28 protein-coding genes are annotated in these 24018 nt (G+C 70.1%); 17 read left to right on the top strand and 11 right to left on the bottom strand.

The annotated features are described in order from the left end of the window. The first annotated feature begins 33 nt into the window (after nt 1–33). Nucleotides 34–480 (top strand): hypothetical protein, encoded by a 447-nt coding sequence (locus tag ACFWN2_RS16515; RefSeq protein ID WP_382428327.1) that lies wholly within the window; start codon nt 34–36, stop codon nt 478–480. Nucleotides 481–821: 341 nt separating this feature from the next. Here the strand turns inward: ACFWN2_RS16515 and ACFWN2_RS16510 are convergent, their stop codons facing one another. Next, a complete protein-coding gene (locus ACFWN2_RS16510; protein WP_382428326.1) occupies nt 822–1346 on the bottom strand; it encodes a heme-binding protein in 525 nt (174 codons plus the stop codon). A gap of 75 nt (nt 1347–1421) precedes the next feature. Between ACFWN2_RS16510 and ACFWN2_RS16505 the strand changes: the two genes are divergently transcribed. Together ACFWN2_RS16505 and ACFWN2_RS16500 are read left to right on the top strand one after the other, a co-directional pair. After that, nucleotides 1422–2384 carry a sensor histidine kinase gene (locus tag ACFWN2_RS16505; protein ID WP_382428325.1) on the top strand — a complete coding sequence of 321 codons (963 nt, stop codon included), beginning with the start codon at nt 1422–1424 and terminating at the stop codon, nt 2382–2384. Beyond that, entirely contained in the window at nt 2381–2986 is a 606-nt protein-coding gene (locus ACFWN2_RS16500) for a response regulator (protein ID WP_382428324.1), read from the top strand. The genes ACFWN2_RS16505 and ACFWN2_RS16500 overlap by 4 nt, the downstream gene beginning before the upstream one ends. Here the strand turns inward: ACFWN2_RS16500 and ACFWN2_RS16495 are convergent. Beyond that, nucleotides 2983–3543, bottom strand: coding sequence for an ester cyclase (locus ACFWN2_RS16495; RefSeq protein WP_382428323.1), 561 nt, complete (start codon nt 3541–3543; stop codon nt 2983–2985). The two genes, ACFWN2_RS16500 and ACFWN2_RS16495, sit on opposite strands and share 4 nt — an antisense overlap. Before the next feature lie 12 nt (nt 3544–3555). Further along, nucleotides 3556–4572: a hypothetical protein gene (locus tag ACFWN2_RS16490; protein ID WP_382428322.1), complete on the bottom strand. Its 1017-nt coding sequence runs from the start codon at nt 4570–4572 to the stop codon at nt 3556–3558. A 79-nt stretch (nt 4573–4651) separates the two neighbouring features. On the opposite strand from ACFWN2_RS16490, the gene ACFWN2_RS16485 reads away from it, so the two are divergent. The 3 genes from ACFWN2_RS16485 (at nt 4652) to bla (ending at nt 7141) form a co-directional block, all read left to right on the top strand. Further along, nucleotides 4652–5320 carry a TetR/AcrR family transcriptional regulator gene (locus ACFWN2_RS16485; protein ID WP_382428321.1) on the top strand — a complete coding sequence of 223 codons (669 nt, stop codon included), beginning with the start codon at nt 4652–4654 and terminating at the stop codon, nt 5318–5320. 45 nt (nt 5321–5365) lie between these two features. After that, nucleotides 5366–6196: a phosphatase PAP2 family protein gene (locus ACFWN2_RS16480; RefSeq protein ID WP_382428320.1), complete on the top strand. Its 831-nt coding sequence runs from the start codon at nt 5366–5368 to the stop codon at nt 6194–6196. Between the two features lie 63 nt (nt 6197–6259). Further along, a complete protein-coding gene (bla, locus tag ACFWN2_RS16475; protein ID WP_382428319.1) occupies nt 6260–7141 on the top strand; it encodes a class A beta-lactamase in 882 nt (293 codons plus the stop codon). On the opposite strand, the gene ACFWN2_RS16470 is transcribed toward bla, so the two are convergent. Further along, entirely contained in the window at nt 7134–7547 is a 414-nt protein-coding gene (locus tag ACFWN2_RS16470) for a GyrI-like domain-containing protein (protein ID WP_382428318.1), read from the bottom strand. The two genes, bla and ACFWN2_RS16470, sit on opposite strands and share 8 nt — an antisense overlap. Before the next feature lie 59 nt (nt 7548–7606). Here ACFWN2_RS16470 and ACFWN2_RS16465 point away from each other — a divergent pair, with 59 nt between their 5' ends. Together ACFWN2_RS16465 and ACFWN2_RS16460 are read left to right on the top strand one after the other, a co-directional pair. Further along, on the top strand, nt 7607–9301 hold the full coding sequence (locus ACFWN2_RS16465; RefSeq protein WP_382428317.1) for a cellulase family glycosylhydrolase: 1695 nt from the start codon (nt 7607–7609) through the stop codon (nt 9299–9301). Nucleotide 9302: 1 nt separating this feature from the next. Beyond that, complete coding sequence (locus ACFWN2_RS16460; RefSeq protein ID WP_382428316.1) at nt 9303–10169, top strand: NAD-dependent protein deacetylase; 867 nt, start codon at nt 9303–9305, stop codon at nt 10167–10169. Here the strand turns inward: ACFWN2_RS16460 and ACFWN2_RS16455 are convergent. Together ACFWN2_RS16455 and ACFWN2_RS16450 are read right to left on the bottom strand one after the other, a co-directional pair. After that, a complete protein-coding gene (locus ACFWN2_RS16455; protein WP_382428315.1) occupies nt 10158–10514 on the bottom strand; it encodes an RNA-binding S4 domain-containing protein in 357 nt (118 codons plus the stop codon). The genes ACFWN2_RS16460 and ACFWN2_RS16455 overlap by 12 nt on opposite strands. 43 nt (nt 10515–10557) lie before the next feature. Beyond that, nucleotides 10558–10881: an STAS domain-containing protein gene (locus ACFWN2_RS16450; RefSeq protein WP_382428314.1), complete on the bottom strand. Its 324-nt coding sequence runs from the start codon at nt 10879–10881 to the stop codon at nt 10558–10560. Nucleotides 10882–11163: 282 nt separating this feature from the next. Between ACFWN2_RS16450 and ACFWN2_RS16445 the strand changes: the two genes are divergently transcribed. The 3 genes from ACFWN2_RS16445 to ACFWN2_RS16435 all read left to right on the top strand — a co-directional run bounded on the left by ACFWN2_RS16445 (nt 11164) and on the right by ACFWN2_RS16435 (nt 14669). Further along, the gene (locus ACFWN2_RS16445) at nt 11164–12822 is read left to right on the top strand and encodes a heme peroxidase family protein (protein ID WP_382428313.1); all 1659 of its coding nucleotides are present in this window, start codon (nt 11164–11166) and stop codon (nt 12820–12822) included. Nucleotides 12823–12881: 59 nt separating this feature from the next. After that, entirely contained in the window at nt 12882–13343 is a 462-nt protein-coding gene (locus ACFWN2_RS16440) for a hypothetical protein (protein WP_382428312.1), read from the top strand. Nucleotides 13344–13445: 102 nt separating this feature from the next. Further along, complete coding sequence (locus ACFWN2_RS16435; protein WP_382428311.1) at nt 13446–14669, top strand: MFS transporter; 1224 nt, start codon at nt 13446–13448, stop codon at nt 14667–14669. 1 nt (nt 14670) lies between these two features. Here the strand turns inward: ACFWN2_RS16435 and ACFWN2_RS16430 are convergent, their stop codons facing one another. The 4 genes from ACFWN2_RS16430 to ACFWN2_RS16415 are packed head-to-tail and all read right to left on the bottom strand — an operon-like array spanning nt 14671 to nt 16686. Further along, complete coding sequence (locus tag ACFWN2_RS16430) at nt 14671–15261, bottom strand: nitrile hydratase subunit alpha (RefSeq protein ID WP_382428310.1); 591 nt, start codon at nt 15259–15261, stop codon at nt 14671–14673. Then, nucleotides 15254–15520, bottom strand: a complete 267-nt coding sequence (locus ACFWN2_RS16425) for an SH3-like domain-containing protein (protein WP_382428309.1) — start codon at nt 15518–15520, stop codon at nt 15254–15256. The genes ACFWN2_RS16430 and ACFWN2_RS16425 overlap by 8 nt, the downstream gene beginning before the upstream one ends. Beyond that, the gene (locus ACFWN2_RS16420; protein ID WP_382428308.1) at nt 15513–15764 is read right to left on the bottom strand and encodes a hypothetical protein; all 252 of its coding nucleotides are present in this window, start codon (nt 15762–15764) and stop codon (nt 15513–15515) included. Before ACFWN2_RS16420 ends, ACFWN2_RS16425 begins: the two co-directional genes overlap by 8 nt. A 1-nt stretch (nt 15765) precedes the next feature. Then, nucleotides 15766–16686 (bottom strand): epimerase, encoded by a 921-nt coding sequence (locus ACFWN2_RS16415; protein ID WP_382428307.1) that lies wholly within the window; start codon nt 16684–16686, stop codon nt 15766–15768. 97 nt (nt 16687–16783) lie between these two features. Between ACFWN2_RS16415 and ACFWN2_RS16410 the strand changes: the two genes are divergently transcribed. The 6 genes from ACFWN2_RS16410 to ACFWN2_RS16385 all read left to right on the top strand — a co-directional run bounded on the left by ACFWN2_RS16410 (nt 16784) and on the right by ACFWN2_RS16385 (nt 23598). Continuing rightward, complete coding sequence (locus ACFWN2_RS16410) at nt 16784–17812, top strand: substrate-binding domain-containing protein (protein ID WP_382428306.1); 1029 nt, start codon at nt 16784–16786, stop codon at nt 17810–17812. A 33-nt stretch (nt 17813–17845) separates the two neighbouring features. Continuing rightward, a complete protein-coding gene (locus ACFWN2_RS16405; RefSeq protein WP_382428305.1) occupies nt 17846–19144 on the top strand; it encodes an ABC transporter substrate-binding protein in 1299 nt (432 codons plus the stop codon). Beyond that, nucleotides 19141–20016 carry a carbohydrate ABC transporter permease gene (locus tag ACFWN2_RS16400; RefSeq protein ID WP_382428304.1) on the top strand — a complete coding sequence of 292 codons (876 nt, stop codon included), beginning with the start codon at nt 19141–19143 and terminating at the stop codon, nt 20014–20016. Before ACFWN2_RS16405 ends, ACFWN2_RS16400 begins: the two co-directional genes overlap by 4 nt. Next, the gene (locus ACFWN2_RS16395) at nt 20016–20843 is read left to right on the top strand and encodes a carbohydrate ABC transporter permease (protein ID WP_382428303.1); all 828 of its coding nucleotides are present in this window, start codon (nt 20016–20018) and stop codon (nt 20841–20843) included. Before ACFWN2_RS16400 ends, ACFWN2_RS16395 begins: the two co-directional genes overlap by 1 nt. Then, nucleotides 20840–21790: a hydroxyacid dehydrogenase gene (locus ACFWN2_RS16390; protein WP_382428302.1), complete on the top strand. Its 951-nt coding sequence runs from the start codon at nt 20840–20842 to the stop codon at nt 21788–21790. Before ACFWN2_RS16395 ends, ACFWN2_RS16390 begins: the two co-directional genes overlap by 4 nt. A 95-nt stretch (nt 21791–21885) precedes the next feature. Continuing rightward, nucleotides 21886–23598: a DUF2264 domain-containing protein gene (locus ACFWN2_RS16385; RefSeq protein ID WP_382428301.1), complete on the top strand. Its 1713-nt coding sequence runs from the start codon at nt 21886–21888 to the stop codon at nt 23596–23598. On the opposite strand, the gene ACFWN2_RS16380 is transcribed toward ACFWN2_RS16385, so the two are convergent. Continuing rightward, nucleotides 23595–23975, bottom strand: coding sequence for a class I SAM-dependent methyltransferase (locus ACFWN2_RS16380; protein ID WP_382428300.1), 381 nt, complete (start codon nt 23973–23975; stop codon nt 23595–23597). The two genes, ACFWN2_RS16385 and ACFWN2_RS16380, sit on opposite strands and share 4 nt — an antisense overlap. Nucleotides 23976–24018: the final 43 nt, after the last annotated feature.

Raw genomic sequence — 24018 nt, 5'->3', positions numbered from 1 at the left:
GGCGGCGCGCCTTCCTCGGGCAGCATGGCTCAGGTGACGGTCCCTCCCGGCTTACGGCAGCCGCCCTACGAACAGCCGCGCGGGAACTTCGAGACGATCGAGGTCTACGCGCCGGTCACGCAGGTGCCGCCCGTCCCGCAGCCCGTCTCACAGTCGTTCTCGCAGTCGTTCCAGCAGCCGGTATCGCAGCCGGTGCCGCAGTCCGCCGAGGAGCAGGAGGACCGCTCCGACATCGCCGTCATCGGCCCGATCGCCGCCGTCGTGCTCGCCCTGACCGTCAGCACGCTGGTCCTGGAACACCCGGCGGCCCGCGCCGTCGCCGCCGGTCTCGCCACGATCGGCCTGCTCGTGGCCGTCGGGCTCATGCTGATGGGCAAGAAGCCGAAGCCCGGCCGGCACGTGGCGCGGCACGCGATCGACCCCGAGGCGACCGACCGGATCGCGCACCCCGGGTGGGGGACGACCGACCGGCGCCGTTGACCGGCGCGCCTCGCCGGAGCTGTTGACCGGTGCGGCTGGCTGCCGCACCGTCGTACCGGGGCTGTTGACCGGTACGACGCACCGGGGTCGTTGACCGGCGCGGCAGGACTCCGCCTCGCCGCCGCACCGCCGCATGACCGGCACGACGCATCGGGGCCGCTGACCGGCGCGGCAGGACTCCGCCTCGCCGCCGCACCGCCGCATGACCGGCACGACGCATTGGGGCCCGTTTTGTAGCGCGGCAGGCCTTCGCCGCACCCCCGCACCCCTGCCCGACCAGCGCGACGCGCCAGGGCCGTTGACCGGCACGGCAGACCTCTGCCGCACCGCAGGCCTCCGCCTCACCGCAGGGTCGCGAGGCCCGCCTTGGCGAACTTCTCGTCCAGGTCGCCGCTCGGCGCCCCGCCGACGCCGATGCCCGCGACGGACGTGCCGTCGACCGCCACCGGCACCCCGCCGGCCAGGAACAACGTGCCGGGGATGTCCCGCAGCGTCGCGCCCTGGCCCGTGACGCGGCCGGCGAGTTCCGAGGTCGGGGCGTTGAACGACACCGCGGTGAACGCCTTGCGGCGGGCCGACTCCTCGGTCTGCGGGCCCGCGCCGTCTCCGGCGAGGAGCACCACGAGGTCGCCGCTGCGGTCGACGACGGCGACCGTGACGCGCTGGTTCTCCTTCTCCGCCGCGTCGAGCGTGGCCTGGGCCGCCTTGACGGCCGCGTCGATGGTCAGCACCTTCTCGGTGCGGGTGGTGGTGCGCTGGTCTGCCGCCGCGTAGCCGCCGCCGATGCTCAGCACGACGAGGGTGGCGATCGCGATCTTCTTGAGGTCCATGGCCACAACACTGGCCTGGGCTGGGGCGGTTGCCATGGTGGTGATGGTTGAACCGGGGTTCAACCCATCGGTTGACCCGTGGTGCCCTCCGGGTCGCCTAGTGTCGCCGGTGTGTGGCTGCACAGGGCGATGCACGCGGGTTTCTACGTGCTGCTGACGGCGTCGGCGGCGCGGTACGTCGCGTACCACGGCGCCGGTCTCGTCGTGCTCGGGCTGGCCGCCGCGCTGGGGCTGGCCTACCCCGCGAGCGTGCGGTGGCCGCGGACGTTGCCGGTCGTGCTGGCCGTGTGGCTGGTGCTCGTGTGGCTCGCGCCGAGCTTCGGCTGGTGCGCGATCCCCCTGTTCTTCCAGTGCCTGCGCCAGCTCAGGCCGCGGGTGGCGTTGCCGGTCGCGGGTGTGCTGACGGCCGCCGTGGTGCTGGCCCAGGTCAGGCTGGCGGCGACGTTCGACTGGTCGCTGGTGCTCGGCCCGGTCGGGGTGGCGGTGCTGACGGCGGCGGTGTTCTTCGATCGCGCGCGTCTGTTGCACGAGGCCGGTGTGCTGCAGGAACGCCAACGCCTCGCGCGCGAGATCCACGACACCCTCGCGCAGGGCTTCTCCAGCATCGACCTGATGCTCTCGTTAGGGGAGACGGAGAAGGCGGCCGAGGTCGCGCGGGAGAACCTGGGCGAGGCACGCCGGTTCGTGCGTGACCTCACGCCGATCCACGGCACGCTGGTCGAAGCGCTGCACCGGCTGGTCCCGCACGTGGAGATCGACGGCGATCCGTACGCGCTGAGCGTGCAGACGGAGGTGGCGTTGCTGCGGGTCGCGCAGGGCGCCGTGGCCAACGTCTTCGAGCACTCGGGGGCCGGCAGGGTGGCGATCACGCTGTCGTACCTGGGCGACGCGGTGTCGATGGACGTCGTCGACGACGGCCGCGGCTTCGACCCGGAGGAGGTGGAACCGGAGGAGGGCCGCGGTTACGGGCTGGCGTCCATCCGCGGCCGCATCACCGAGCTCGGCGGCACGGTGTCGGTGGAGAGCGCGCCGGGGGAGGGAACCGCGGTGGCCGTGACGGTGCCGACGCCGTGAGGGTGCTGGTGGTCGACGACCACCCGGTGGTCCGGTTCGGGCTGTCGGGGCTGCTGTCGCGCGACTTCGAGGTGATCGAGGCCGCCACCGGCGAGGAGTCGCTGACCAAGGCGCCCACGGTGGACGTCGTGCTGATGGATCTCCAGCTGGGCAAGGGGATCGACGGCGTGGAGGCCACCAGGCGGATCCGCGCGATGGAGAACGGTCCGCAGGTCGTGATCCTGACGACCTACGACTCGGACGCCGACATCGTGCGCGCGGTCGAGGCGGGCGCGATCGGCTACCTGCTCAAGGGCTGCGACCCCCAGGACCTGAAGCAGGCCGTGCACACGGCGTCGACCGGCCAGACCGTGCTCTCCCCGGACATCGCGCAACGGCTGCTGGGTCAGGTCCGCGATCCCGCGCCGAAGGTCAGCAAGCGCGAGATCCAGATCCTCGAGTGCCTCGCCAGGGGCCTCGCCAACAAGGACATAGCGAAGGAGCTGTTCATCAGTCAGGCCACCGTGAAGACCCACCTGGTGCGGATCTTCACGAAACTCGGGGTGGAGACGCGGACGGCGGCCGTGACGACCGCCGTGGAGCGCAAGCTGATCCGGATCTAGTCGAGCGACGGCGGCGTCGTCCGGGTGAGCCGCTCGTCCGGCTGGCTGCCCGACATCGCGAGCATTCCGCGCAACACCTGCAACAACTTGCCCAGACCGCTGGGCTTGCGCCGGTCGATCCCGCCGATCACCTGCTTCAGCACCGAGAGCTGGTCGAAGTAGATCCGCTCGGTGACCAGGTTCTCGTTCTCGTCGAAGATGAAGTACGCGTTCATCCGCGTGCGGTGCTTGCCGCCGGTCGCCGGGATCTTGCCCAGCGGCCCCAGGTGTGTGCCCAGCAGCCAGAACTCGACGATCACGGCGTCGACGCTGTGCCGGAACGAGATCAGCTCGTGGTGCTGGTCGGGGAACGCCACGCGCGTGTCGGTGTAGTACTGCCGCACCGCGTCGTCGCCGTCGTGGACGACCATCTGGGCGATGACCTCGTAGTGGGGGTGCGGGAACGTCGAGAGCGTGGCGTCCCAGTCGTGCGCCACCTCGTCGCGGAAGTGGTCGAGCACGAGCTTTTCGCGTGCCTGCAGTACTTCCTTGGACGGGAAGGTGAAGCGGTCGGACATGTCGGAAGCTCCTCAGTGGACGATCTGGCCGTGGCTGAACGTCGGCTTGGTGCCGGGGTTCGTCCAGGCGCCGGTGAGTTCGCTGGAGGGGAAGAACTGCAGGAACCGCGGGTCGGACTGGCTGCGGTCGGCGAGCGTCTTCTCCAGGACGATGGAGTTGTACTGGTCGGCGGTGCTCTCGATGCTGTTGGCGTTGAGCACGACCTCCTGCTGCCACCGCCGTGACCAGGCCGCGAGGCCCGGCAGCTTCGAGTGCTCGGGCGTCAGGGCCTCGGCGGCGATGACGTTCTCGCTGCTCACCCAGATGCCGGTCGACGTGTTGACGACGAGGCTCTGGTTGCCGAAGACGTGGCCGGGGGTCTTGATCACCGCGACGCCCGGACCCAGCACGACCGAGCCGTCGATCGGCAGGAACGCGTCCTGCGGCAGGTCGCGGTAGGTCGCTGGCTGGTACCAGGGCTTCTGCAACGGGTGCAGGTCGGTCAGTGCCGCCAGCTCGTCGCGCTGCACGATCACCTTGGCGTTCGGGAAGTACGGCGTGGCGCCGATCCAGCGCCGCAGGTCCTGGGTGTGCAGGTGGTCGAACATCAGGTAGTCGACGTCCTCAGGCCTGATGCCCAGCTGGTCGAGGTGGCCGGGCACGGTGCCGTGGACCTTGACCACGCGCCGTTCCACCACGTCGGGCGTGCGCTCCGACAGGTCCTCGAAGTACGGCGTGTAGCGGCCGTACTCGTGGTCGCTCGGCTCGAACAGCAGGATCCGCTCACGGCCGCCGTCGTCCCAGCGGATCACCAGCATGCGGTTCGTGATCGACAGGAACGGCGCGATCGCCCGCGACGCCCTGAACAGCCCGAACCGCGTCGGGTACGGCAGCGTCACCAGGTCGCGCGTGACGATGCTGGCAGGTGTGCCGGTGGTGGCGAACTCCCGCCGGAACGCCTCGCCGCGCTCGCGCACGACACGCAGGCGCGCGCCGGGGCCGCCGTCGACGTCCATGCCGTCGAGCGTGTCGATCCTGCTGAAACCCATCACCCCTCCAATACCCACACCGTGGGTTAATTCGAAGGTTAAACCCACGGTGTGGGCATTCGCAAGGCACAATGGCCGGATGACTGGAACCCGCCGAGGCCGTCCGCGGACGCCGCTGCTGTCCCGCGAGTCGATCGTCGCGGCGACGCTGCAGGTCATCGACGCCGAGGGCGTGGCGGGCGTGGGCATGCGCTCGGTCGCGCGGGCGCTCGGGGTCGACGCGAAGAGCCTCTACAACCACGTCGACGGCAAGGACGGGTTGCTCGACGCCGTCGCCGAGCAGTTGCTGGGTGGTCTGGTGCTGCCCGAACCGACCGGCGACGCGCGTCACGACCTCCACGCCATCGCGACCGCGTTCCGCTCGCGCGCACTGGCCCACCCCGGTGCCGCGCCGCTCGTGCTCACCCGCCAGCTGTCGTCGCTGGAGGGGCTCGCGCCGGTCGACGCGGTGCTCGCCGTCTTGCTGGCCGCGGGCGCCACACCGGAGCAGTCCGTGCACCTGCTGCGGATGTTGCTGGCCACGCTGATCGGCACGTTGCTGCGCGAACTGTCGGCCGCGCCGGCGTTCGGGGGCGACGACGGGGAACGCCGCCGGGCGCTGGAGACCTCCGGGCTGCCGGCGGTGGTCAGGACGGCGCCGCACCTGGCGGAGTTCGACCGCGACGCCGAGTTCGAGCACACCGTGGACCTCGCGATCACGGCCGTGCTCGACAGGATCGGTCAGCCGTCGAGGCCGCCCGGCCGGTGATCTTCATCCGGCGCGCTGGGCCGAACGGCGGCAGAGTGGGCAAGCGTGAACCTTCGACGGTGGCCCGTGGTCGCGGCGGCGGGATTCGTCTTCGCGGCGGTCGTGTACGTGCTCGCGGTGCTGACGCGCGCCGGCCAGACCATCGAGAACGCGGCCCTGCGCGGCGCCGACCAGGACAACGTGTCCGAGACGGACGCCGCCTGGCAGGCGCTCGGTCAGATCACCGTCTACTCGCTGGCCGCCGCGGTCGTGGCTGTGGCGCTCGTCGGCGTGCTGAGAAAGCGCTGGGACCTCACGATCGCGGCGGTCGGCGTGATCGTCGCCGGGCAGGTCGTGGTGCAGGCGCTCAAGCGGTTCATCCTGCCGCGTCCGGCGCTGGTCGAGGTCACCGGCGACTACGCGCACAACAGCCTCCCGAGTGGACACACGACGATCGCGATGACGGTGCTGTTCGCGGCGATCATCGTGGTGCCGTGGAAGTGGCGCGGTGTCCTGTTGTTCTTCGTGCTGCCGTGGGCGACGGCGATCGGCCAGTACACGCTGACCGCGAAGTGGCACCGCCTCAGCGACACCCTCGCCGCCGACGGCATCGCGCTCGCGATCGCGGCGCTCGCCGCGTGGTGGTTGCAGCGCAAGGGATCCCTCCAGCCCTACACCGGACCGCGGCGCGTCGGCAGGGTCGTGCTGGTCGTGTTCTGGTCCCTCGTCGCAGTCGCCACGCTCGCGCTCGGCGGGATCCTGTGGGGGTTCTCGCTGGCCAACGAGGGGTTGAACGCCGACGAGTGGGTGATCTACCTGGGCGCCGGGACGTTCGCGTCGGCCGGGTCGCTGATCGCCGCGCTCACCTACCTCGCGTGCTGGCGCCGGATCGGGTGACAACCAGTTGATCTCCCGCGCGTCCTGTCCTGTGGAGAGGTTTCGGGAGAAGGGGACAGGACGTTGAGCTTCAACCGACGTGCGGTGCTGACCTTGGGTGCGGGAGCGGCGCTGGCCGTGGCGGTTCCGGCCCAGGCGCAGGCCTCCACGATCACCGGCAGGCTGCGCGAGCTCGAGAAGCAGCACAACGCGCGGCTCGGCGTGTTCGCGACGGACACCGGCACCGGTCGCACGGTGCTGCACCGGGCCGACGAGCTCTTTCCGATGTGCTCGACCTTCAAGACCATCGCGGCGGCGGCGATCCTGCGCAAGGACCGCGACGGGACGTTGCTGGGCAAGGTGATCACCTACACCCAGTCCGATGTGGACAAGTCGGGCTACGGACCGGTCACGGGGAAGCCCGAGAACCTCGCCAATGGCATGACCGTCTCGGCCCTGTGCGAGGCGACCATCACCTTCAGCGACAACTGCGCGGCGAACCTGCTGCTCAGGGAACTCGGCGGCCCCACGGCGATCAGCCGCTTCAGCCGTTCGATCGGCGACCCCGTCACGCGCCTCGACCGCTGGGAGCCGGAGCTGAACTCCGCGGAACCGGGTCGCGTCACCGACACGACGTCGCCGCGCGCCATCGGCCAGAGCTACGCCCGCCTGACGCTGGGCCACGCCCTCAACTCCAACGACTCCGAGCAGCTCACGAAGTGGTTGCTGGCCAACACGACCGGCGGCAACCGCATCCGCGCCGGCCTGCCGGCCGCGTGGCGCTGGGGCGACAAGACCGGCACCGGCAGCTACGGCACCACCAACGACGTCGGCATCGCGTTCCCGGTCGGCCGCGCGCCGATCGTGATCGCCGTGCTCTCGACGCGCAAGGACGAGCCGACCGGCGGCGCCGACGAACCGCTGCTGGCCAAGACCGCCGAACTGGTGGCGGCGTCGTTCAGCTGACCGGCACCCACAGCTCGATCGCGGTGTGCCGCCGGTAGAACTCGACGAGCGGCCGGGAGGAGTCCCAGGGCCCCAGGGCCTTGAGCTCCTCCATGGCCGCGCCGATCCGCCCGTACAACTCGGGCGGCTCGCCTTCCAGCACCGCGCGCCGGTACCGCCCGCCCGGCAGCACGCCGACCGCCAGGTCGAAGGAGTCGCCGGGCTTGAGCGGCGTGCAGACGGTGTAGGTGCCCGCGGACTCGTCCACGCGGGCGAACATCCTGCGCCCCTGGAGACCCACGAGGTTCTCGAACCAGTCCCACGCCTCGGCCATCGCGGTGAGCTCGTCGGCGACCGTGTGCTCCAGCACGGGCACGTCGTCGCGACTGATCACGTCGTTGCGCACCGCCGCGACACTAGCCGTCACGCCGTTCCACCCGCTACGGTGCAATGCGAATCTCGTTCACGTTCCCAAAGGCGGCGGCGATGCGGCGAGCGGTTCTCCTGGTAGTCCTCTTCCTCCTCTCCCTGGTGGTCACCCCGGCACGCGCCGACTTCGACGGCTCGGAGCTGCGCGTGTCCGGCGGGGTCTTCCGCGACGAACACGGCCGTGAGGTGGTGTTGCGCGGCTTCAACGTCTCCGGCACGGCGAAACTCGCGGAGTACCGCGGGCTCCCGTTCGCGAACACGGCCGACGCGCGCAGGTCCGCGCTGGCGATGAAGCAGCTGACCGGCGCGAACGCCGTGCGGTTCCTGCTGACGTGGGCGTGGATCGAGCCGCAGCGCGGTCAGATCGACCACACCTACCTCGACGGCGTGACGGCGCAGCTCCGCGCCTTCACTGGCGAGGGGATCCGCGTCTACCTCGACTTCCACCAGGACCTGTACTCGCGCCACCTGTTCAACAAGGACAGCTGGTACACCGGCGACGGCGCGCCGGCGTGGGCGGCGAGCGGGTACCCCAAGGAGTCGTGCGGGATCTGCGTGCACTGGGGCCAGAACATGAAGAACAACAACGCCGTCACCGCCGCCACCTACGACTTCTGGCACAACCGCAACGGTGTGCAGGACTCGTTCGTCAACGCGGCCGGCGCGGCGCTCACGCACGTCAGGGAAGCGTTGCCCGCCAACGAGTTCAAGCTCGTCGTCGGCGTCGACCCGCTGAACGAGCCGTACGCCGGCAAGTACGACGCCGGCCAGACCTCGCAGACGTGGGAGCGCGACCTCCTGATGCCGTTCTACCAGCGGTTCCGCGCGAAGATGGACCAGGCGGGGTGGACGCACAAGCCCGCGTTCGTGGAGCCGCTCGTGTTCTGGAATCAGAACGTGGACTTCTTCGCCGAACCCGGCGGGCTGACCCTGGTCCCGTCGCTCGGCGAGAGGTTCGTGTTCAACGCGCACTTCTACGACGGCAAGGCGCAGTCGGGGATCCTCATGCCGGGCAAGGCGGGCGACGGCCAGTACACCCAGGCGTTCGGCACGATCCGCGACCGCGCGAGGGCGCTCGGCACCACCGCGATCGTCTCCGAGTTCGGCCACCCGGTCTCCGGCTTCACCTCCGACAAGACGCCGTCCGTGCTCAAGGCGATCTACCAGGGCCTCGACTCGACGGCACCGGGCGCGCGCTGGTGGTCGGCGCCGCGCGGCAGCGTGCTCTCGGGCAGCCAGTGGCACTGGGACACCAACTACGGCCGGCACCGCGAGCTGATGAACGACAACCCGGACAAGGTCAAGACCGACGGCGACGCGATGAACGACGAGCACTTCTCGGCCGTCAAGCTCGACGCGGCCGGCAACGCGGTGCTCAACGTCGACCGCGCCCTGGTCGACCGCGTCTACCCGCAGGCCGTCGCGGGTTCCACGCTCGCGTTCACCTACGAGGACCGCGCCTACCAGACCTGGCAGCAGATCCCGCTGCCGAACGTCCGCGCGCTGGTGGGCTCGGCGCCGTTCGCGGTGATCGTCTGGGACTCGGACGGAGGCTCCGCGCCGACCGAACTCCACCTCCCGGGGTCGCTGCGCTCGCCGTTGGTGATCAGCTCGGCGGCGTCCAGCGTCCAGGGCGACAAGCTCCTGCTCAACGGAGGTCCCGGACGCCAGTTCGCGCTGGTCACGGCCCCGTCGAACGGCAACGTCGCCGCAGCGGAGGCAGAGATTCGACAGTGGTACGTAAGCTGGTGAAGTGCGAACGAGGCCCACTCTGACCTGGTCGAACCCCGGCCCGTCGCTGCCGCGCACCTCCACCCTCGCCGACGTCGTGCCGATCGTCGCGCGGGGCGGGGTGCTGGTGCTCAGCGGCGCGGGCCTCTCGACGGAGTCCGGCATCCCGGACTACCGCGGCGAGGGCGGGTCGCTGCGCAAGCACACCCCGATGACCTACGAGGAGTTCACCTCCAGCCAGGCCGGCCGGCAGCGGTACTGGGCGCGCAGCCACGTCGGCTGGCGCACCATCGCCCGCGCGCACCCGAACGCGGGCCACCACGCCGTCAGCAGGCTCTCGGGCAAGCTCGCCGGCGTCATCACCCAGAACGTCGACGGCCTGCACCAGGCCGCGGGCTCGTCGGACGTCGTCGAACTGCACGGCGGCCTCGACCGCGTGATCTGCCTCGACTGCAGGCTGCTCTCGCCGCGTCTCGACCTCGACCGCCGCCTGCGAGAGGCCAACCCGGACTTCCACGCGACGACGGACGAGATCAACCCGGACGGCGACGTGTTCCTGCCGGAGGAGCAGGTGCGCGGCTTCGAGGTCGTGCCGTGCGCGGAGTGCGGCGGCGTGCTCAAGCCGGACGTCGTGTTCTTCGGCGAGAACGTGCCGCGCCCACGCGTCGAGCAGTGCTACTCGCTTGTCGACGGCGCGCGGTCCCTGCTCGTCCTCGGCTCCTCGCTGACGGTCATGTCCGGGCTGCGGTTCGTGCGCCGCGCGTCCGCGGCCGGGATTCCCGTCGTGATCATCAACCGGGGTGAGACGCGCGGCGACCCGCACGCGTCGCACCGCGTCGACCTGCCGCTCGGTGCGTCGCTGACGGAGCTCGCAGAACTAGTTCTGTGACCGGAACTGGTCCAGCACCCGGCGTTCGCGCTTCGTCGGACGGCCGGCGCCCCGGTCACGCCGTGCGATCGGGATCTCGGGCGGCGGCTTGGGAGTGCGGTCGATGAAGCACGTCGCCGCGGCCTCCGCGCCGACCCGCTTCTGGATCACGCGGACGACCTCGACGACCTTGGTCTTGTCGCCGACGCGGGCGCGGACCTGGTCGCCGGGCACGACGGTCGCGGAGGGCTTGGCGGGCTTGTCGTTGATGCGCACGTGGCCGCCCCTGCACGCCTGAGCGGCGTCCGGGCGGGTCTTCGTCAGCCTGACCGCCCACAGCCAGCGGTCGATGCGCGTGGACTCCACCCCGCCATCATGGCACTTCCGGAGATCGTGAGGCGGTCCGCCCCTAAGCCTCCACTGTGGACTGCAGGCCCAGCATCCGCGCGAGGCCTGTCAGGTCGAGCACCCGTGTCACCTGGTCGGACGCCGCCGAGACCTTCAGGCCGCCCGCCGCGGCCGACGCGCGGGCGTGTCCGCGGACCAGGGCGCTCACGCCGCTGGAGTCGCAGAACCGCACGCCCGACAGGTCGAGCACCACGTAGCGGTGGCCGTTGTCGAGGAGCCGGTCGAGGCGGGAGAGAAGCCGTTCCGCGCCGTGACCGGCGAGTTCACCGGAGACGGTGATGAGGGTGGAGGCAGGCGACGACTCGGTCACCGTGACTTCGAGCATTTCGCAGCTGTACCCGCTGCGCGGCCGGCCGAAACCACCCCGAGGCTCGTCGCCCGTGCGGTGGTTCGCGGCGGCGGCGAATGAATCCAAGATCCGAATTCGCAAGATCGACGATTCGTTGATTCTCAGGAATATTCTCGGGGGCCTCGTATCCGGTGTGCGACCACATTTTGGTTTTGAGCAAAAGCTTCGACGGTATTTTCGTCCGTACGGAGACTGGCGGTGGGGCAGGTGCTTGTTGGGGAGAACAGGTTGCCTGGCAGAGGGGACACAGGGGGAAACATGAAGAGGCACGTGCGCGACAGTTTCTTCGTCGTGGGCGAAGGTGTGCTGGAATTCGACGACAAAGGTGAGGCCACCACGCGTCAGCCCTCCACGGCGGAGGAGTTGCGCAGGTTCCGGTTCTCGCGACTGGGGCCGAAGGGGCCGCGCACGGACGAGGAGACGCGGACCGCCCTCGCGACCGCGATCACCGCGAACGTCCCGCAGCCCGACTCGGTGGAACCGGCCGTTCCGGCGGGGTTCACCTACCTCGGCCAGTTCGTCGACCACGACCTGACGATGGACCGCACCGAGTCGCAGCTGGGGCAGGACGTCAACCTCGACGAGCTGGTGCAGGGCCGCTCGCCGGCGCTGGACCTCGACTCGGTCTACGGCCGCGGCCCGCGCGACAAGGACGACCAGGTCTTCTACGCCCAGGACGGCGTGAAGCTCAAGGTCGGCACCACGACGCCGGTGCCGTTCCCGGACGAGGGCACCAACGTCCCGTTCGAGGGCTTCGACCTGCCGCGCCGCGGCGGTACGGCAGGCACGGCGGCGGACCGGCGGCTGCCGCTGATCCCGGACGCCCGCAACGACGAGAACCTCGTGGTGGCGCAGACGCACCTCGCGTTCATCCGCTTCCACAACCGCGTGGTCGACGAGCTCGCGCTCACCGGCCTCACGGGCACGCGGTTGTTCCGCGCCGCCAAGGAACTCGTGGTGCGGCACTACCAGTGGATGCTCAGGACCGACTTCCTGCCGCGGATCATCGACCAGGCGATCGTGGACGACGTCTTCACCCACGGCCGCAGGTTCTTCGAGGTGCCGGGCCGGTACCGGGACGACTCGCCGACCATGCCCGTCGAGTTCTCGGTCGCCTCGTACCGCTTCGGGCACAGCCAGGTCCGCGACGAGTACCAGTGGAACCGCGTGTTCAACGCGGCGGGACCGGGTGGCATCGCGACGTTGTTCGCGCTGTTCACCTTCACCGGCGTGGCCGGCAACTTCGATCCTGGCTCCCGCACGCCGGGTGACCTCGACGACGTGAACCGCGGCCCGCTCTTCACGTTGCCCAGCAACTGGATCGCGGACTTCCGGCGGCTGTACGACTTCACCGAGGCCGAGCGGGACGACCTGGTGCCGCCCGCGGAGACCGGCGGCAACGTCACCAAGCGGATCGACACGCTGCTGGTCGACCCGCTGACGCGGCTCCCGGCCGGCACGTTCGGCGGGCGCGGCACCCAGTTCCGGGAGATCGAGCGCAACCTCGCGTTCCGGAACCTGACCAGGGCCTCGATGATGGAGCTCGCCACCGGTCAGCAGATCGCCGAGCTGTTCTGCGCCGAACCGCTCACCGCCGAGCAGATCCTGGTGGGCGACGGCGGCGCGGTCGTCGAGGGCCTGTCGGAGGAGCAGCGGGCGCGACTGGTCGAGGCGACCCCGCTGTGGTTCTACGTCCTGCGCGAGGCGGAGGTCGGGGGCGGCCTGCTGGGCCCGGTCGGCGGCCGGATCACCGCGGAGGTCTTCCACCGCGCGATGGAGGGCAGCCGGATCTCGATCGTGCGCTCGCCGTACTGGCGGCCGACGCTCGGACCGGACTCCAGCACGTTCCGCATGGTCGACCTGCTGCTGTTCGCCTTCGAGGGCAAGGCGGACCTGCTGAACCCGCTGGGCGACTGATCTCCCTCGCTCCTCCTGTCTGACCGGATGGTGGCAGTCAGACAGGAGAGGGAGATCAGATGCCGAGTCCAGAAACCACACGCCGCGAAAACGCGCGGGAACGCCTGACTCGTTTTGCGCGGGAGTCGGGAATTCCGTTGCTGCGCATCGGCCTGGGGGTCGTGTACCTCTGGTTCGGCGTGTTGAAGCTCTTTCCCGGTGGCAGCCCTGCCGAAGATCTCGTCGAACGCACGGTGTCCGCGCTGACGTTCGGGATCGTCCACGGGGATTTGGCCCGATTGAGTGCCGCGATCACCGAGATCGGGATCGCACTGGTTCTGCTGAGCTTCCGCGCGCCACGCCTGTGCGCGGTGCTGCTGGTCGGCCACGTCGTGCTGGTGTCGACACCGCTGGTGTTGTTCCCCGGTGAGATGTGGGCCGGTCCGCTGCGGGCGTCGTTCGAGGCCCAGTACATCCTGAAGAACCTGGTGACCGTCGCCGCCGCGGTGGTCATCGCCTCATCGCACCCGAGGGTGCGATGACCGGGAGCCGCTCGATCCACGAGGGTCGGGCGGCTCCCGCGCACCCCTAGTGCGGTGACCACAACCCGGTGAGGATTGTGGTCACCGCACTAGGTTGTTCGCATGGGGGATTCACTCGCGCCTTTGGCGCATCCGGCTTTCCGATGGCTGCTCGCGGGCAGGGTCACGACCATCGCCGGCAACTCGCTGGCACCGATCGCACTGGCCTTCGCCGTCCTCGACCTGACCTCGTCGATCACGTCACTGGGCATCGTCGTCGCCGCGCGGTCGGTGGCGAACGCGGTGTTCCTGTTGTGGGGCGGTGTGGTCGCGGACCGGCTGCCGCGTCAGCTCGTGCTCGCCGGGTCGTGCGCGGTCAGCTTCGCCAGCCAGGCCCTGATCGCGGCGCTCGTGCTGACCGGGACGGCGTCGGTGACGTGGTTCGTGGTGCTGTCTGTGGTCAACGGGATGTCGAGCGCGTTCTCGCTCCCGGCCTCCATGGCGCTGGTGCCGCAGACCGTGCCGGTCGAGGAGCGACTGCAGGCCAACGCTTTGCTGCGCCTCGGGGTGAACGGCGCGCGCATCGGCGGTGCGGCGCTGGGAGGCCTGCTGATCGCGTTCACCGGTCCCGGCTGGGGACTCGCGGTGGACGCGCTCTCGTTCGGGCTGGCCGGGGTGTTCTTCGCGTTCGTGCGCGTACCCGCCGCCCGCCTGACCGCCGAACGCAAGCCGTCGGTGCTGTCCGAGCTGAAGATCGGCTGGTCGGAGGTCGTGTCACGGCAGTGGGTCTGGGTCATCGTCGTGGGGTTCATGTTCGTCAACGCGGCCTTCGTCGGCGGCGTCATGGTGCTCGGACCGGCGCTCGCGGACACGACGTTCGGGCGTGAGACGTGGGGCCTGATCCTGGCCGCGCAGACCGCGGGCATGGTCGTCGGCGCGTTCGTCGTGCTGCGGCTCAAGGTGCGCAGGCCGATGCTGCTCGGCGTAGCGCTCGTGGCGGGTTTCGCGGTGTTGCCGGTGGTCATGGTCGCGCACCCGGCGCCGTGGCTGCTGCTCGTCACCGCGTTCGTGTCCGGGGTGGGCCTGGAGCAGTTCGCGGTGGCGTGGGAGACGGCGCTGCAGCAGCACGTTCCTGCCGACCGGCTCGCCAGGGTCTACTCCTACGACATGCTCGGGTCGTTCGTGGCGATCCCGCTGGCCCAGCTCGCGGTCGGGCCGGTGACACACGCGTTCGGCACGTCCGCCGCATTGCTCGGGTGTGCCGCGCTCTGCCTGCTGGCGACCGCGGGCATGCTCGCCTCCCCGTCCGTGCGGACGTTGACGAACGACCCCGTGCCGGTGAGGTGACCTACACGGCCGCCGTGCCGATCAACCCGTTGCGCGTCACCAGTGCCGCCAGTTCGGCCTCGGCGAGGTCCTGCGTGCCGTCGGGCCGGCGCGGCAGCACCATGTACCGCGACTCGGCGTTCGCGTCCCACACCTCGATCCTCGTGGACTCGGGCAGCACGAGGCCGAACTGCTCCAGCACCTCGCGCGGGTGGCTGACCACCTTCGAGCGGTAGGCCGGGCTCTTGTACCAGGTGGGGGAGGCGCCGAGCAGGGACAGCGGGTAGCAGCTGCAGAGCGTGCACACGATGACGTTGTGCACCTCCGCGGTGTTCTCGACGACGTGCAGCACCTGCGGTTGCAGGCCGCCGCCCATCGACAGGCCGAGCTCGGGCAACGCCTCGTTCGCGTCGTCCAGCAGGCGCGTCCGGAAGCCGGGGTCGGTCCAGGCACGTGCGACCACGCGGAAACCGTTGGCGGGCAGGGCCTTGTGCGCGAACACCTCCAGCACCTGGTCGAGCTCCTGGGCGTCCAGCAGGCCCTTCTCCTCCAGCACGGCTTCCAGGTCGCGGACCTGCGCGGCGATCGCGGAGTCGTCGTGGTCGTCACTCATCGCTGAGGTAGTCCTCCCAGAGGGACAGCGTCACGCTGTGGTCGCCGTGGCCGAAGAGCTCGCGGGCGGAGAACCGCACCAGGTAGACCTGTTGGCGCTGCTGGATTCCCTGTGCGCTCAGGTCCGCGAACGGGTGGACGCCGTCGCTGCCGACGACCGTGCCGACGTGGCCGCGCGCGTAGTGCGGCAGCCGCGTGTGGTGGTCCGGGTCCACTGTGGACGTCCGCACCCGGTCGCCCGCGTGGTAGCGCTCAGACAACGCCCTTCTCCTTCAGGAGCGTCCGGATGGCGCGGAACCAGTTCTCGTAGTAGCTGGACTCGTGCGACATGGTCCGTTCGACGGCGTCGCGGAACTCGTCGAGGTTGTAGACCTTCCGCACGATCAGCCCGCGGTTCATCGCCATCACGTGCGCCTCCCAGTCGTGGTGGAAGGGCGGTTCGTCCAGCTCCTCCACGACCGGGCCGAAGCCGTCCAGGCCGCCGACGTCGTTGGTCCTCGGCATCTCACCTCCTGCGCTCGGCAAGATTCTGCGCCGCCTCCCGCCACTTCGGGAAGTGGAACTCGAATCCCGCCTCCAGGAGCCTGCCCGGCATGACCCGGCGGCTCTTGAGCAGCAGCTCGGTGTCGGTGCGCAGCGCGAACGCCCCGATCTCGGCCATCCAGCTCGTCGCGGGCAGGCCGACGGGCATCTTCCAGGCCTTCCGGAGCTCGCGCATGAACTTCCTCTGCGGCAACGGGTCCGGCGCGGCGAGGTTGACCGCGCCGGCGATCGGTTCCCTGATCAGCAGCGCGACCGCTCGCACGAAGTCGTCGTCGTGGATCCACGAGACGTACTGCCCGCCGCCCGCCACCGGGCCGCCCAGGCCGAGCCGCGCCATCCACGACAGGTAGTCGAACACGCCGCCGCGGTCCGGGCTCATCACCATCGCCGACCGCAGCGCGACCTTGCGGGTCGCCGGTGTGTCGGCCTCCTCCAGCTCGGCCTCCCAGCGCTTGGCGATCTCGACGCTGTACGCCCAGTAGCCGGGCACGTCCGGTTCGCGACCGCCGATCACGCCGGTCGCCTCGTCGTTCGGCGCGTCGAACCGGTGCGCGTAGATCGTCGCCGTGCTCATCTGCAGCCAGACGGCGGGCGGGTCGTCCGCCTTCGCGATGGCCTCGCCGACGACGCGTGCAGAGTCGACCCGCGACCGCATCATCTGCTGGAGGTTCTCGGCGTTGTAGCGGCAGCTGACGCTGCGTCCGGCCAGGTTGATGACGACGTCGGCGCCGTTGATCTCGTCGGCCCACGCACCGAGCGTGTGGCCGTCCCAGCGGACGCCCGCGCTGCGGCTGATGATCACCACGTCGTGGCCCGCCGCCCTGAGCGCACGGGCCAGCACGCCGCCGACCTGCCCGGTCCCGCCTGGAATCACGATCTTCATGTCGGTGTCCCCCTCGCGGCCGAAGCTAGTCCCCGGTCGCTGAGAGTCGTGTCAGCTATGCTCGCGCCAAAACGCTCAAACGAACAGGCGGTCGGTCATGCGGGAGTCCAGCGAGGCACGGCGGCAGCGGATCCTGGCCGTCACGGCGTCGCGGGGCACGGTCAAGGTGAGCGATCTGGCCGAGGAACTGGACGTTTCGATCGTCACGATCCGCCGCGACGTCGAGGAGCTCGCGCGGCTCGGCAGGCTGCGCCGCGGGCACGGGGTCGCGCGGTCGCTCACCCCGGTCGAGCAGCCGGAGCCGAGACAGGCCACCAACGGGTCGATCGCGCTGGTCGTGCCGGAGCGCCACACGTACCTGTACGAGACGATGAACGGCGCGCGCAAGACGCTCGAAGAGGCCGGCATGCGGGTGGTCCTGCACATCGCGCCGCAGGTCAGGGGCGCCGAACGGCCCATCGTTGAGAAGGCGCTGACCGAGCCCGTGCAGGGCATGCTGATGGCGCCGCGGTGGCGCACGTCCGAGGAGGAGGCCGAGGACGACTGGCTCGCCGACACGGGTGTGCCGACCGTTCTCATGGAGCGCCGCCCGAGCGGTGGGCTGCGCGCGATGAACTCCGTGTGCTCCGACCACTGGTACGGCATGCATCTGGCCGTGAAGCACCTGACGGACCTGGGGCATCGCCGGATCGTGCTGGCCGCACGCGACGACAGCCCGACCGCACGCGTGTTGCGCAGGGCGTTCGAGGAGATCTCCGCGGGCCTGGAGGACGCGGTCACGGTGCGGAGCTCGCCGGACACCGGGCTCGTGGACGTGCTGCGCGCGCATCGCGCCACGGCGGCGGTGCTGCACGGCGACGAGGACGCGTTGATGCTGGTTCAGCAGATGATCCACGCCGGGATGGACGTGCCGGGCATGTGCTCGGTCGTGTCGTACGACGACGTGGTCGCGTCGCTCGGCAGCATCCCGCTCACGGCCGTCGCGCCGCCGAAGACCGAGGTCGGCAGGGTGGCCGCCGAGCTGCTGCTCCGGAAGCTGAAAGGCGAGGTGACGGCCGCCGAACGGATCGAGCTGCTGCCCACGTTGAAGATCCGCTCGTCGACTGAGCGTTTGACCGTTTCTTGACGAAAAACCGATCAGGCGATCAGGATGCGATCCATGCGCCTGAGTCGTCGCACACTTCTCGCGGCGGGCCTCACGGCACCACTGGCGGCCTGCTCCACTCCGCAACGCCGCGGTGCCGGAGGTCCGGTAGAGATCACGTTCTGGTCGGCCCTGCGAGGTAGCCAGCAGGTCGTCGACGCGTTCAACTCCTCGCAGAACCGCATCAGGGTGGTCTTCCAGCAGATCCCCTCCGGTGGGCAGGGCGGGTACGCCAAGCTCAGCAACGCGGCTCGTGCGGGCAACGCGCCCGACGTCGCCACGATCGAGTACCCGCAGGTGCCGGGGTACGCGATCGACGGCGTCGCGAGAGACATCACCGACCTCGTGACCGACCGCGTGAAGCAGAAGATCCTCCCGCAGGCCCTGAAGCTCACGACGTTCGACAACCGCGTGTTCAGCGTCCCGCTCGACGTCGAGCCGATGGTCCTGCACTACCGGGCGGACCTGTTCGAGGCAGGCGGTTACGAGATCCCGACGACGTGGGACGAGTTCGCCGCACTCGCCCGCACGGTCCGCGACAAGTTCCCCGACCGGCGGCTCGCGATCTTCCCGACCGACGGCGCCATGCAGTTCGCCTGCTACGCCTGGCAGGCCGGCGCGCAGTGGTTCGACACCAGCGGCGGCAAGTGGCGCGTCTCGCTCGCCGACGAGCCCACGCGCAGGGTCGCGGACTACTGGCAGCAGCTGATCGACGAGGACCTGGTGTTCCGCAACGCCGCCGACAGCAAGCAGCACGACGCCCAGCTCGGTCAGGACCGCGTGATCACGAGGCTCAGCGGCGCGTGGGACGCGGGCGCGCAGATGCGGGCCCGCCCGGCGCAGAAGGGCAAGTGGCGCATCGCGCCCATGCCGATCTGGGAGGAGCAGGTCGTCGGCACGCACGGCGGTTCGACGTTCGCCGTCACCAAGGACTCGCAGGAGCCCGAGGCCGCGATGGAGTTCATCGAGTGGCAGTGCACGCACCCGGACGCGCTGACGGCCCGGCTCAAGAGCGGCACCAGCAGCCAGTACCCGGTCGCGCCCGGCCTGGTCGAGGCGGGCGCGAAGGCGTTCCCCGGCGAGTACTACGGCGGTCAGGACATCTACCGGTTGTTCCAGCGGGAGGCGGACAAGATCCGCGACGGCTGGGTGTGGGGGCCGCGGATGACCGCCACGCAGAAGGTGATGCAGGACGGGTTCGCGCGGGCCGGCGCCGGTGTCGGCACGGTGATCGACGCGGTGCGCGAGGCCCAGAGCGGCACGATGCCGGACCTGAAGGCGCTCGGTCTGTCCACTGAGGAGGGTGCGCGGTGAAGGGCAAGCTCGCCTGCGCCCTGCTGATGGCGCCGTTCTTCGTGCTGCTCGTGGTGGTCTTCCTCGTGCCGACCGGCACGGCGATCTGGCTCAGCTTCTTCGCCGCCGACCAGCCCGGTCTCGGGTTCGGCCCGGAGAGCACGGTGTTCGTCGGGCTGCGCAGCTATTTCGCGGTGCTGAGCGACCCGACGTTCCTCAACGGGTTGCTGACCGTGGTGCTGTACTGCCTGCTCTACATCCCGTTGATGGTCGTCGGCGCCTTGACCCTCGCGTTGCTGCTGGACTCCGGCGTGGCGAAGCTGCGCAGCTGGGCGCAGATGAGCCTCTACCTGCCGCACGCCGTGCCGGGCATCATCGCCGCGCTGATCTGGCTCTACCTCTACACGCCGGGGCTGAGCCCGATCATCGACCTGTTCGCGAAGGCGGACGTCCAGATCAACTTCCTCGGCATCAACACCGTGCTGCCGTCGATCGTGAACATCGCCCTGTGGAGCAACCTCGGCTACAACATGGTGATCTTCTACGCCGCGTTGCAGGCCGTGCCGCGCGAGGTGCTGGAGGCGTCCGTCGTGGACGGTGCCGGACCGGTCAAGCAGGCGGTCCGGATCAAGGCACCGCTGGTGCGCGGCGCGATCGTCACGGTCGGCATCTTCACGCTGATCTGGGCGCTGCAGCTGTTCACCGAACCGGTGCTGCTCTCGCAGTCGACGCCCATGATCAGCGCCCGGTTCTCGCCGAGCATGTACATCTACGACGCCGCCTTCACCCGCAACAACTACGGCCTCGCCGCGGCCGCGTCGGTGATCCTGCTGGCCTTCACCATCGCGCTGTCCTACGGCGTCACCCGCTGGACGAACAGGAAGGCCATCTGATGACCCTCCTCGGCCGGACCACGGTGAACGTGGTCGTGGGCATCTCGGTGCTCTACACGCTGCTGCCGGTGATGTGGCTGGTGCTCGCCGCCACGAAGAACGTCGACGCGCTGTTCAACAGCGACCTGTTCGGCGGCTTCTCCCTGGTGGAGAACGTCAAGAACCTGTTCGCGATGGACAAGGGCCTCTACGGGCGCTGGTACCTCAACAGCCTGCTGTACGCGGTGTTCGGCGCGGCCGTCAGCGCGTTCATCTCGATTGCCGCGGGCTACGCGTTCGACAAGTACGCCTTCCGCCACAAGGAGAAGCTCTTCGGGCTCGTGCTGGCGGCGGTCATGGTGCCGCAGACCGTGCTCGCGCTGCCGCTGTACCTGATGGCGTCCGAGGCGGGCCTGGTGAACACGTTCTGGGCGGTGTTCATCCCGGCGCTGTTCAACCCGTTCGGCGTCTACCTCGGCCGGATCTTCGCGCAGGGCTACGTGCCGGACGAGGTGCTGGAGGCCGCGCGCATCGACGGCGCCGGCGACCTCGCCACGTACTTCAAGGTCGCGTTGCGCATGCTCGGGCCCGGTGTCGTCACGCTGTTCCTGTTCCAGCTCACCACGATCTGGAACAACTTCTTCCTCCCGATGGTGATGTTGTCCGACCAGAAGCTCTACCCCGTCAGCCTTGGCCTGTACCAGTGGAACAGTTCGGCCACGGTGTCTCCCGAGTACTACCCGGTGGTGATCATGGGATCTCTCTTCGCGGTGCTGCCGCTGATCCTCGCGTTCATGTTGCTGCAACGGTTCTGGAAGGCCGGCATGACCGCGGGAGCCGTCAAGTGAGGGCCGCGGGCGTGATGTCGGCGGAGGCCGCCGCCGCTGTCCTCACGCCCGTGCTCGGCTCGCTGGAAGCCGTCTGCGACTTCCAGGGAGTTTTCCCGGACTTCGCGGACGTGCCCGACGTCGACCTGCTCGTGACGGGCTGGGGCTGCCCGCCGATCACGGCCCCGGTGCTCGGCCGCCTGCCCGGTCTGAAGGCGATCGTGCACACGGCCGGGTCGGTCAAGGGCTTCGTCACCGACGCGTGCTGGGACCGCGGCGTCCAGGTGTCGTCGGCCGCGCAGGCCAACGCGCTGCCGGTCGCCGAGTACACCCTCGCGATGATCCTGCTGAGCGGCAAACGAGTGCTCGAACGCGCCCGCTCGTACCGCGAGAGCAAACGGATGTCGGTGTACGAGGTGGCTCCTTCGGTGGGCAACTTCGGCGCCGTCGTCGGCGTCCTGTCCGCGTCGCTGATCGGTCGCCGGGTGATCGAGCTGCTCGCGCCCTACGATTTCCAGGTGCTGGTGCACGACCCGTTCGTGACCGAAGTGGACGGTGCGGAGTCCGTGGGGCTGACCGAGTTGTTCGAACGCAGCGACGTGGTAAGCGTGCACACGCCGCTGCTGCCGGAGACCGTCGGCCTGGTGAGCGCTGAGCTGCTCGCGTTGCTGCGCGACGACGCCGTGCTGATCAACACGGCCCGTGGCGCCGTGGTGGACCAGGACGCGCTCGTGGCGGAGGTCGGGCGGATCAGGGCGGTGCTGGACGTGACCGATCCCGAGGTGCTGCCGGCGGACCACCCGTTGTGGCACAGCGACCACGTGCTGATCACGCCGCACCTGGCAGGGTCGCAGGGCAACGAGTGGGGGCGGCTCGGGCGGCACGCGGTGGACGAGGTGCGGCGGTGGGCCGCGGGGGAGGGGTTCGCGACCCCGGTGCCGGCGGCGTTGAGGGAGCGGATCGCGTGAGGGGAGCGGAGAAGTGCGGGGGTGACGTCGCCGCATGAGCGCGTGAACCTGTCAGACCCGAGCCAGCCACCGGTCGAGCGAAGGGACCCCATCGCGTGAAGCTGCCAGACCCCGACCACACCCTCAGCCCCCACACCGGCCTCACCCGCGCCCACTGGGTCGCCGCCGCCGACGGCCTGCTCGACGCCGCCTGGCGCCACGCCTCTCCTGACCAGGCCTTCCTCGACCTGCCCGGCAGGCCGTCCCGCAGCGGTGTCCGGTCCGACGGCCTGGAAGGCTACGCCCGCACGTTCCTCGCCGCCGCCTTCCGCACCGCCCACGGCGACGACCCGCACAACTGGCTGGAGCGGTACGCGGCCGGTCTCACGGCGGGCACCGCGGGGGAGTGGCCCGCGATCTTCGACGTCGGCCAGCCCATGGTCGAGTCGGCCTCGGTGGCGCTGGGGCTGCGGCTCACCAAGCCCTGGTTGTGGGACAAGCTCCCCGAACCCGTCCAGGACCGCGCCGAGGCCTGGCTGCGGGAGTCGCTGCGGCACGTTCCCGCCGCCAACAACTGGTACTTCTTCCCGTACACCGTGGCGTCCTTCCTGGAGAGCGCGGGCCGCGGCGACGACGAGACGCGTCAGGCGCGGCAGCGTGCGATGGAGTTGCTCCAAGGCTGGTACGTGGGGGACGGCTGGTACTCGGACGGGGACGGCCGCGCGTTCGACCACTACAACGGCTGGGCGCTGCACCTCTACCCCGCGCTGGACGCGCACCTGGACGGCCGGCCGGTCACCACGCACCTGCGAGAGCACCTGGAGAGCTTCCACCTGCTGTTCGGCGCGGACGGGGCGCCGCTCTACTTCGGGCGGTCGCTGACCTACCGGTTCGCCGCCGCGTCGGCCGTCGCGCTGGGCGCGGTGACCGGCGAGACGCCGCTGAGCCCCGGCCACTCCCGGCACCTCATCAGCAACTCGCTCCAGTACTTCCTCGACCGCGGCTCGCTCACCGACGGCCTGCTCAGCCTCGGCTGGCACGGCCCGCACGAGGCGAGCCTGCAGCCCTACTCCGGCCCGGCCTCGCCGTACTGGGCGTCGAAGGCGTTCGTCTGCCTGCTCGCCGACGCCGATCATCCACTGTGGACCGCGAGCGAAGAGGTCCAGGACGACGACCGGACGCTCGCGCTGCCGGGGCCGAACCTCCTCGTCCAGCGCCACCGAGGCGTCACCAGGCTGCACAACCACGGCAGCGACCACGTCCGGCCGTTCGAGGGCGAGTACGCGACCGAGGACGACCCGCTCTACAGCCGGTTCGCCTACTCGACGTCCACCGGCCCGACGGCGAGGCACAACGTCGCCGACAACCACATCAGCCTGCTGTACCGGGGCGATCGCAGCGTGCGCCGACGGATCCACCCGCTGGGCGCGCGGGACAACTGGGCCGCGTCCTGGCACCGCCCGGTGTTCGACGCGAACCAGGTGATGGTGCCGGGGCTGCGGGTCGAGAGCATCACGGCCGTGTGGGGTGACCAGGAGCTGCGCGTCCACCGCGTCGTCGGGGCCCCGCCCGGCACGACCGCCGAGCTCACGGGCTGGGCGACGGACCTGCCGTCCCAGCTGGTCGGGGTGCGGGGCTGGACCGGTGAGGCGCTACAGACCGCACCTCAGGGCACTGCTTTCACCAGCGTCGCGCACATCCGCAAGCTGACCGCGGACGTCGAGGGAACGGTCACCCTCGCGGCCGTCGCCGTCCTGAACGGCACCGTCGAGGACGTCGACTGGAACGCTCGCGTGGACGAGGTCCTGGCCAGCACCCTCGACACCTAGACCGGCACGTCGAAGAACGGCAGCACCCGCGCGCCCGGCGCGAGCCACGGCTCCACCAGCGCGCGGGCGCGGCCGGGATCGCGGTGGAACAGCCCGACCCGCACGGCGAACACCAGGTCGAACCGCCGGTCGCCGAGGTTCATGTCCTCCAGCGACGCGATGAGGAACTCGGCCTTGCCCGACGCCACGTACGGGGCGTTGCGGCGGGTCGCGGCCTCGACCATCTTGACCGAGCGGTCGATCGCGGTGAGCGTGCCGGTGGACAACAGCTGGCACACCATCGTGGCGGCCACGCCCTGCCCGCAGCCGATCTCCAGCACGCGGTCGCCCGGCCGGAGCGCGAGTTGGTCGACCACACCTCTCAGACGCTCGCTCATGATCTCCATGATGCGTCAGCGCGGCGGGCGGGGCTACTCCCGC

Source organism: Lentzea sp. NPDC058436 (assembly GCF_042721515.1).
GTDB lineage: Bacteria > Actinomycetota > Actinomycetes > Mycobacteriales > Pseudonocardiaceae > Lentzea.
Note: the sequence above shows the minus strand (reverse complement) of the source record. Positions and strands in the feature narration are given on the sequence as shown.

Bases quoted from the DNA above. Each gene is read 5' to 3' on its own strand.
- ACFWN2_RS16405 (WP_382428305.1), top strand. From the start codon at position 17,846: ATGCGCCTGAGTCGTCGCACACTTCTCGCGGCGGGCCTCACGGCACCA.
- ACFWN2_RS16380 (WP_382428300.1), bottom strand. From the start codon at position 23,975: ATGAGCGAGCGTCTGAGAGGTGTGGTCGACCAACTCGCGCTCCGGCCG.
- ACFWN2_RS16410 (WP_382428306.1), top strand. From the start codon at position 16,784: ATGCGGGAGTCCAGCGAGGCACGGCGGCAGCGGATCCTGGCCGTCACG.
- ACFWN2_RS16395 (WP_382428303.1), top strand. From the start codon at position 20,016: ATGACCCTCCTCGGCCGGACCACGGTGAACGTGGTCGTGGGCATCTCG.
- ACFWN2_RS16445 (WP_382428313.1), top strand. From the start codon at position 11,164: ATGAAGAGGCACGTGCGCGACAGTTTCTTCGTCGTGGGCGAAGGTGTG.
- ACFWN2_RS16465 (WP_382428317.1), top strand. From the start codon at position 7,607: ATGCGGCGAGCGGTTCTCCTGGTAGTCCTCTTCCTCCTCTCCCTGGTG.
- ACFWN2_RS16510 (WP_382428326.1), bottom strand. From the start codon at position 1,346: ATGGCAACCGCCCCAGCCCAGGCCAGTGTTGTGGCCATGGACCTCAAG.
- ACFWN2_RS16495 (WP_382428323.1), bottom strand. From the start codon at position 3,543: ATGTCCGACCGCTTCACCTTCCCGTCCAAGGAAGTACTGCAGGCACGC.
- ACFWN2_RS16420 (WP_382428308.1), bottom strand. From the start codon at position 15,764: ATGCCGAGGACCAACGACGTCGGCGGCCTGGACGGCTTCGGCCCGGTC.
- ACFWN2_RS16430 (WP_382428310.1), bottom strand. From the start codon at position 15,261: ATGAGTGACGACCACGACGACTCCGCGATCGCCGCGCAGGTCCGCGAC.
- ACFWN2_RS16435 (WP_382428311.1), top strand. From the start codon at position 13,446: ATGGGGGATTCACTCGCGCCTTTGGCGCATCCGGCTTTCCGATGGCTG.
- ACFWN2_RS16415 (WP_382428307.1), bottom strand. From the start codon at position 16,686: ATGAAGATCGTGATTCCAGGCGGGACCGGGCAGGTCGGCGGCGTGCTG.
- ACFWN2_RS16440 (WP_382428312.1), top strand. From the start codon at position 12,882: ATGCCGAGTCCAGAAACCACACGCCGCGAAAACGCGCGGGAACGCCTG.
- ACFWN2_RS16450 (WP_382428314.1), bottom strand. From the start codon at position 10,881: ATGCTCGAAGTCACGGTGACCGAGTCGTCGCCTGCCTCCACCCTCATC.
- ACFWN2_RS16485 (WP_382428321.1), top strand. From the start codon at position 4,652: ATGACTGGAACCCGCCGAGGCCGTCCGCGGACGCCGCTGCTGTCCCGC.
- ACFWN2_RS16490 (WP_382428322.1), bottom strand. From the start codon at position 4,572: ATGGGTTTCAGCAGGATCGACACGCTCGACGGCATGGACGTCGACGGC.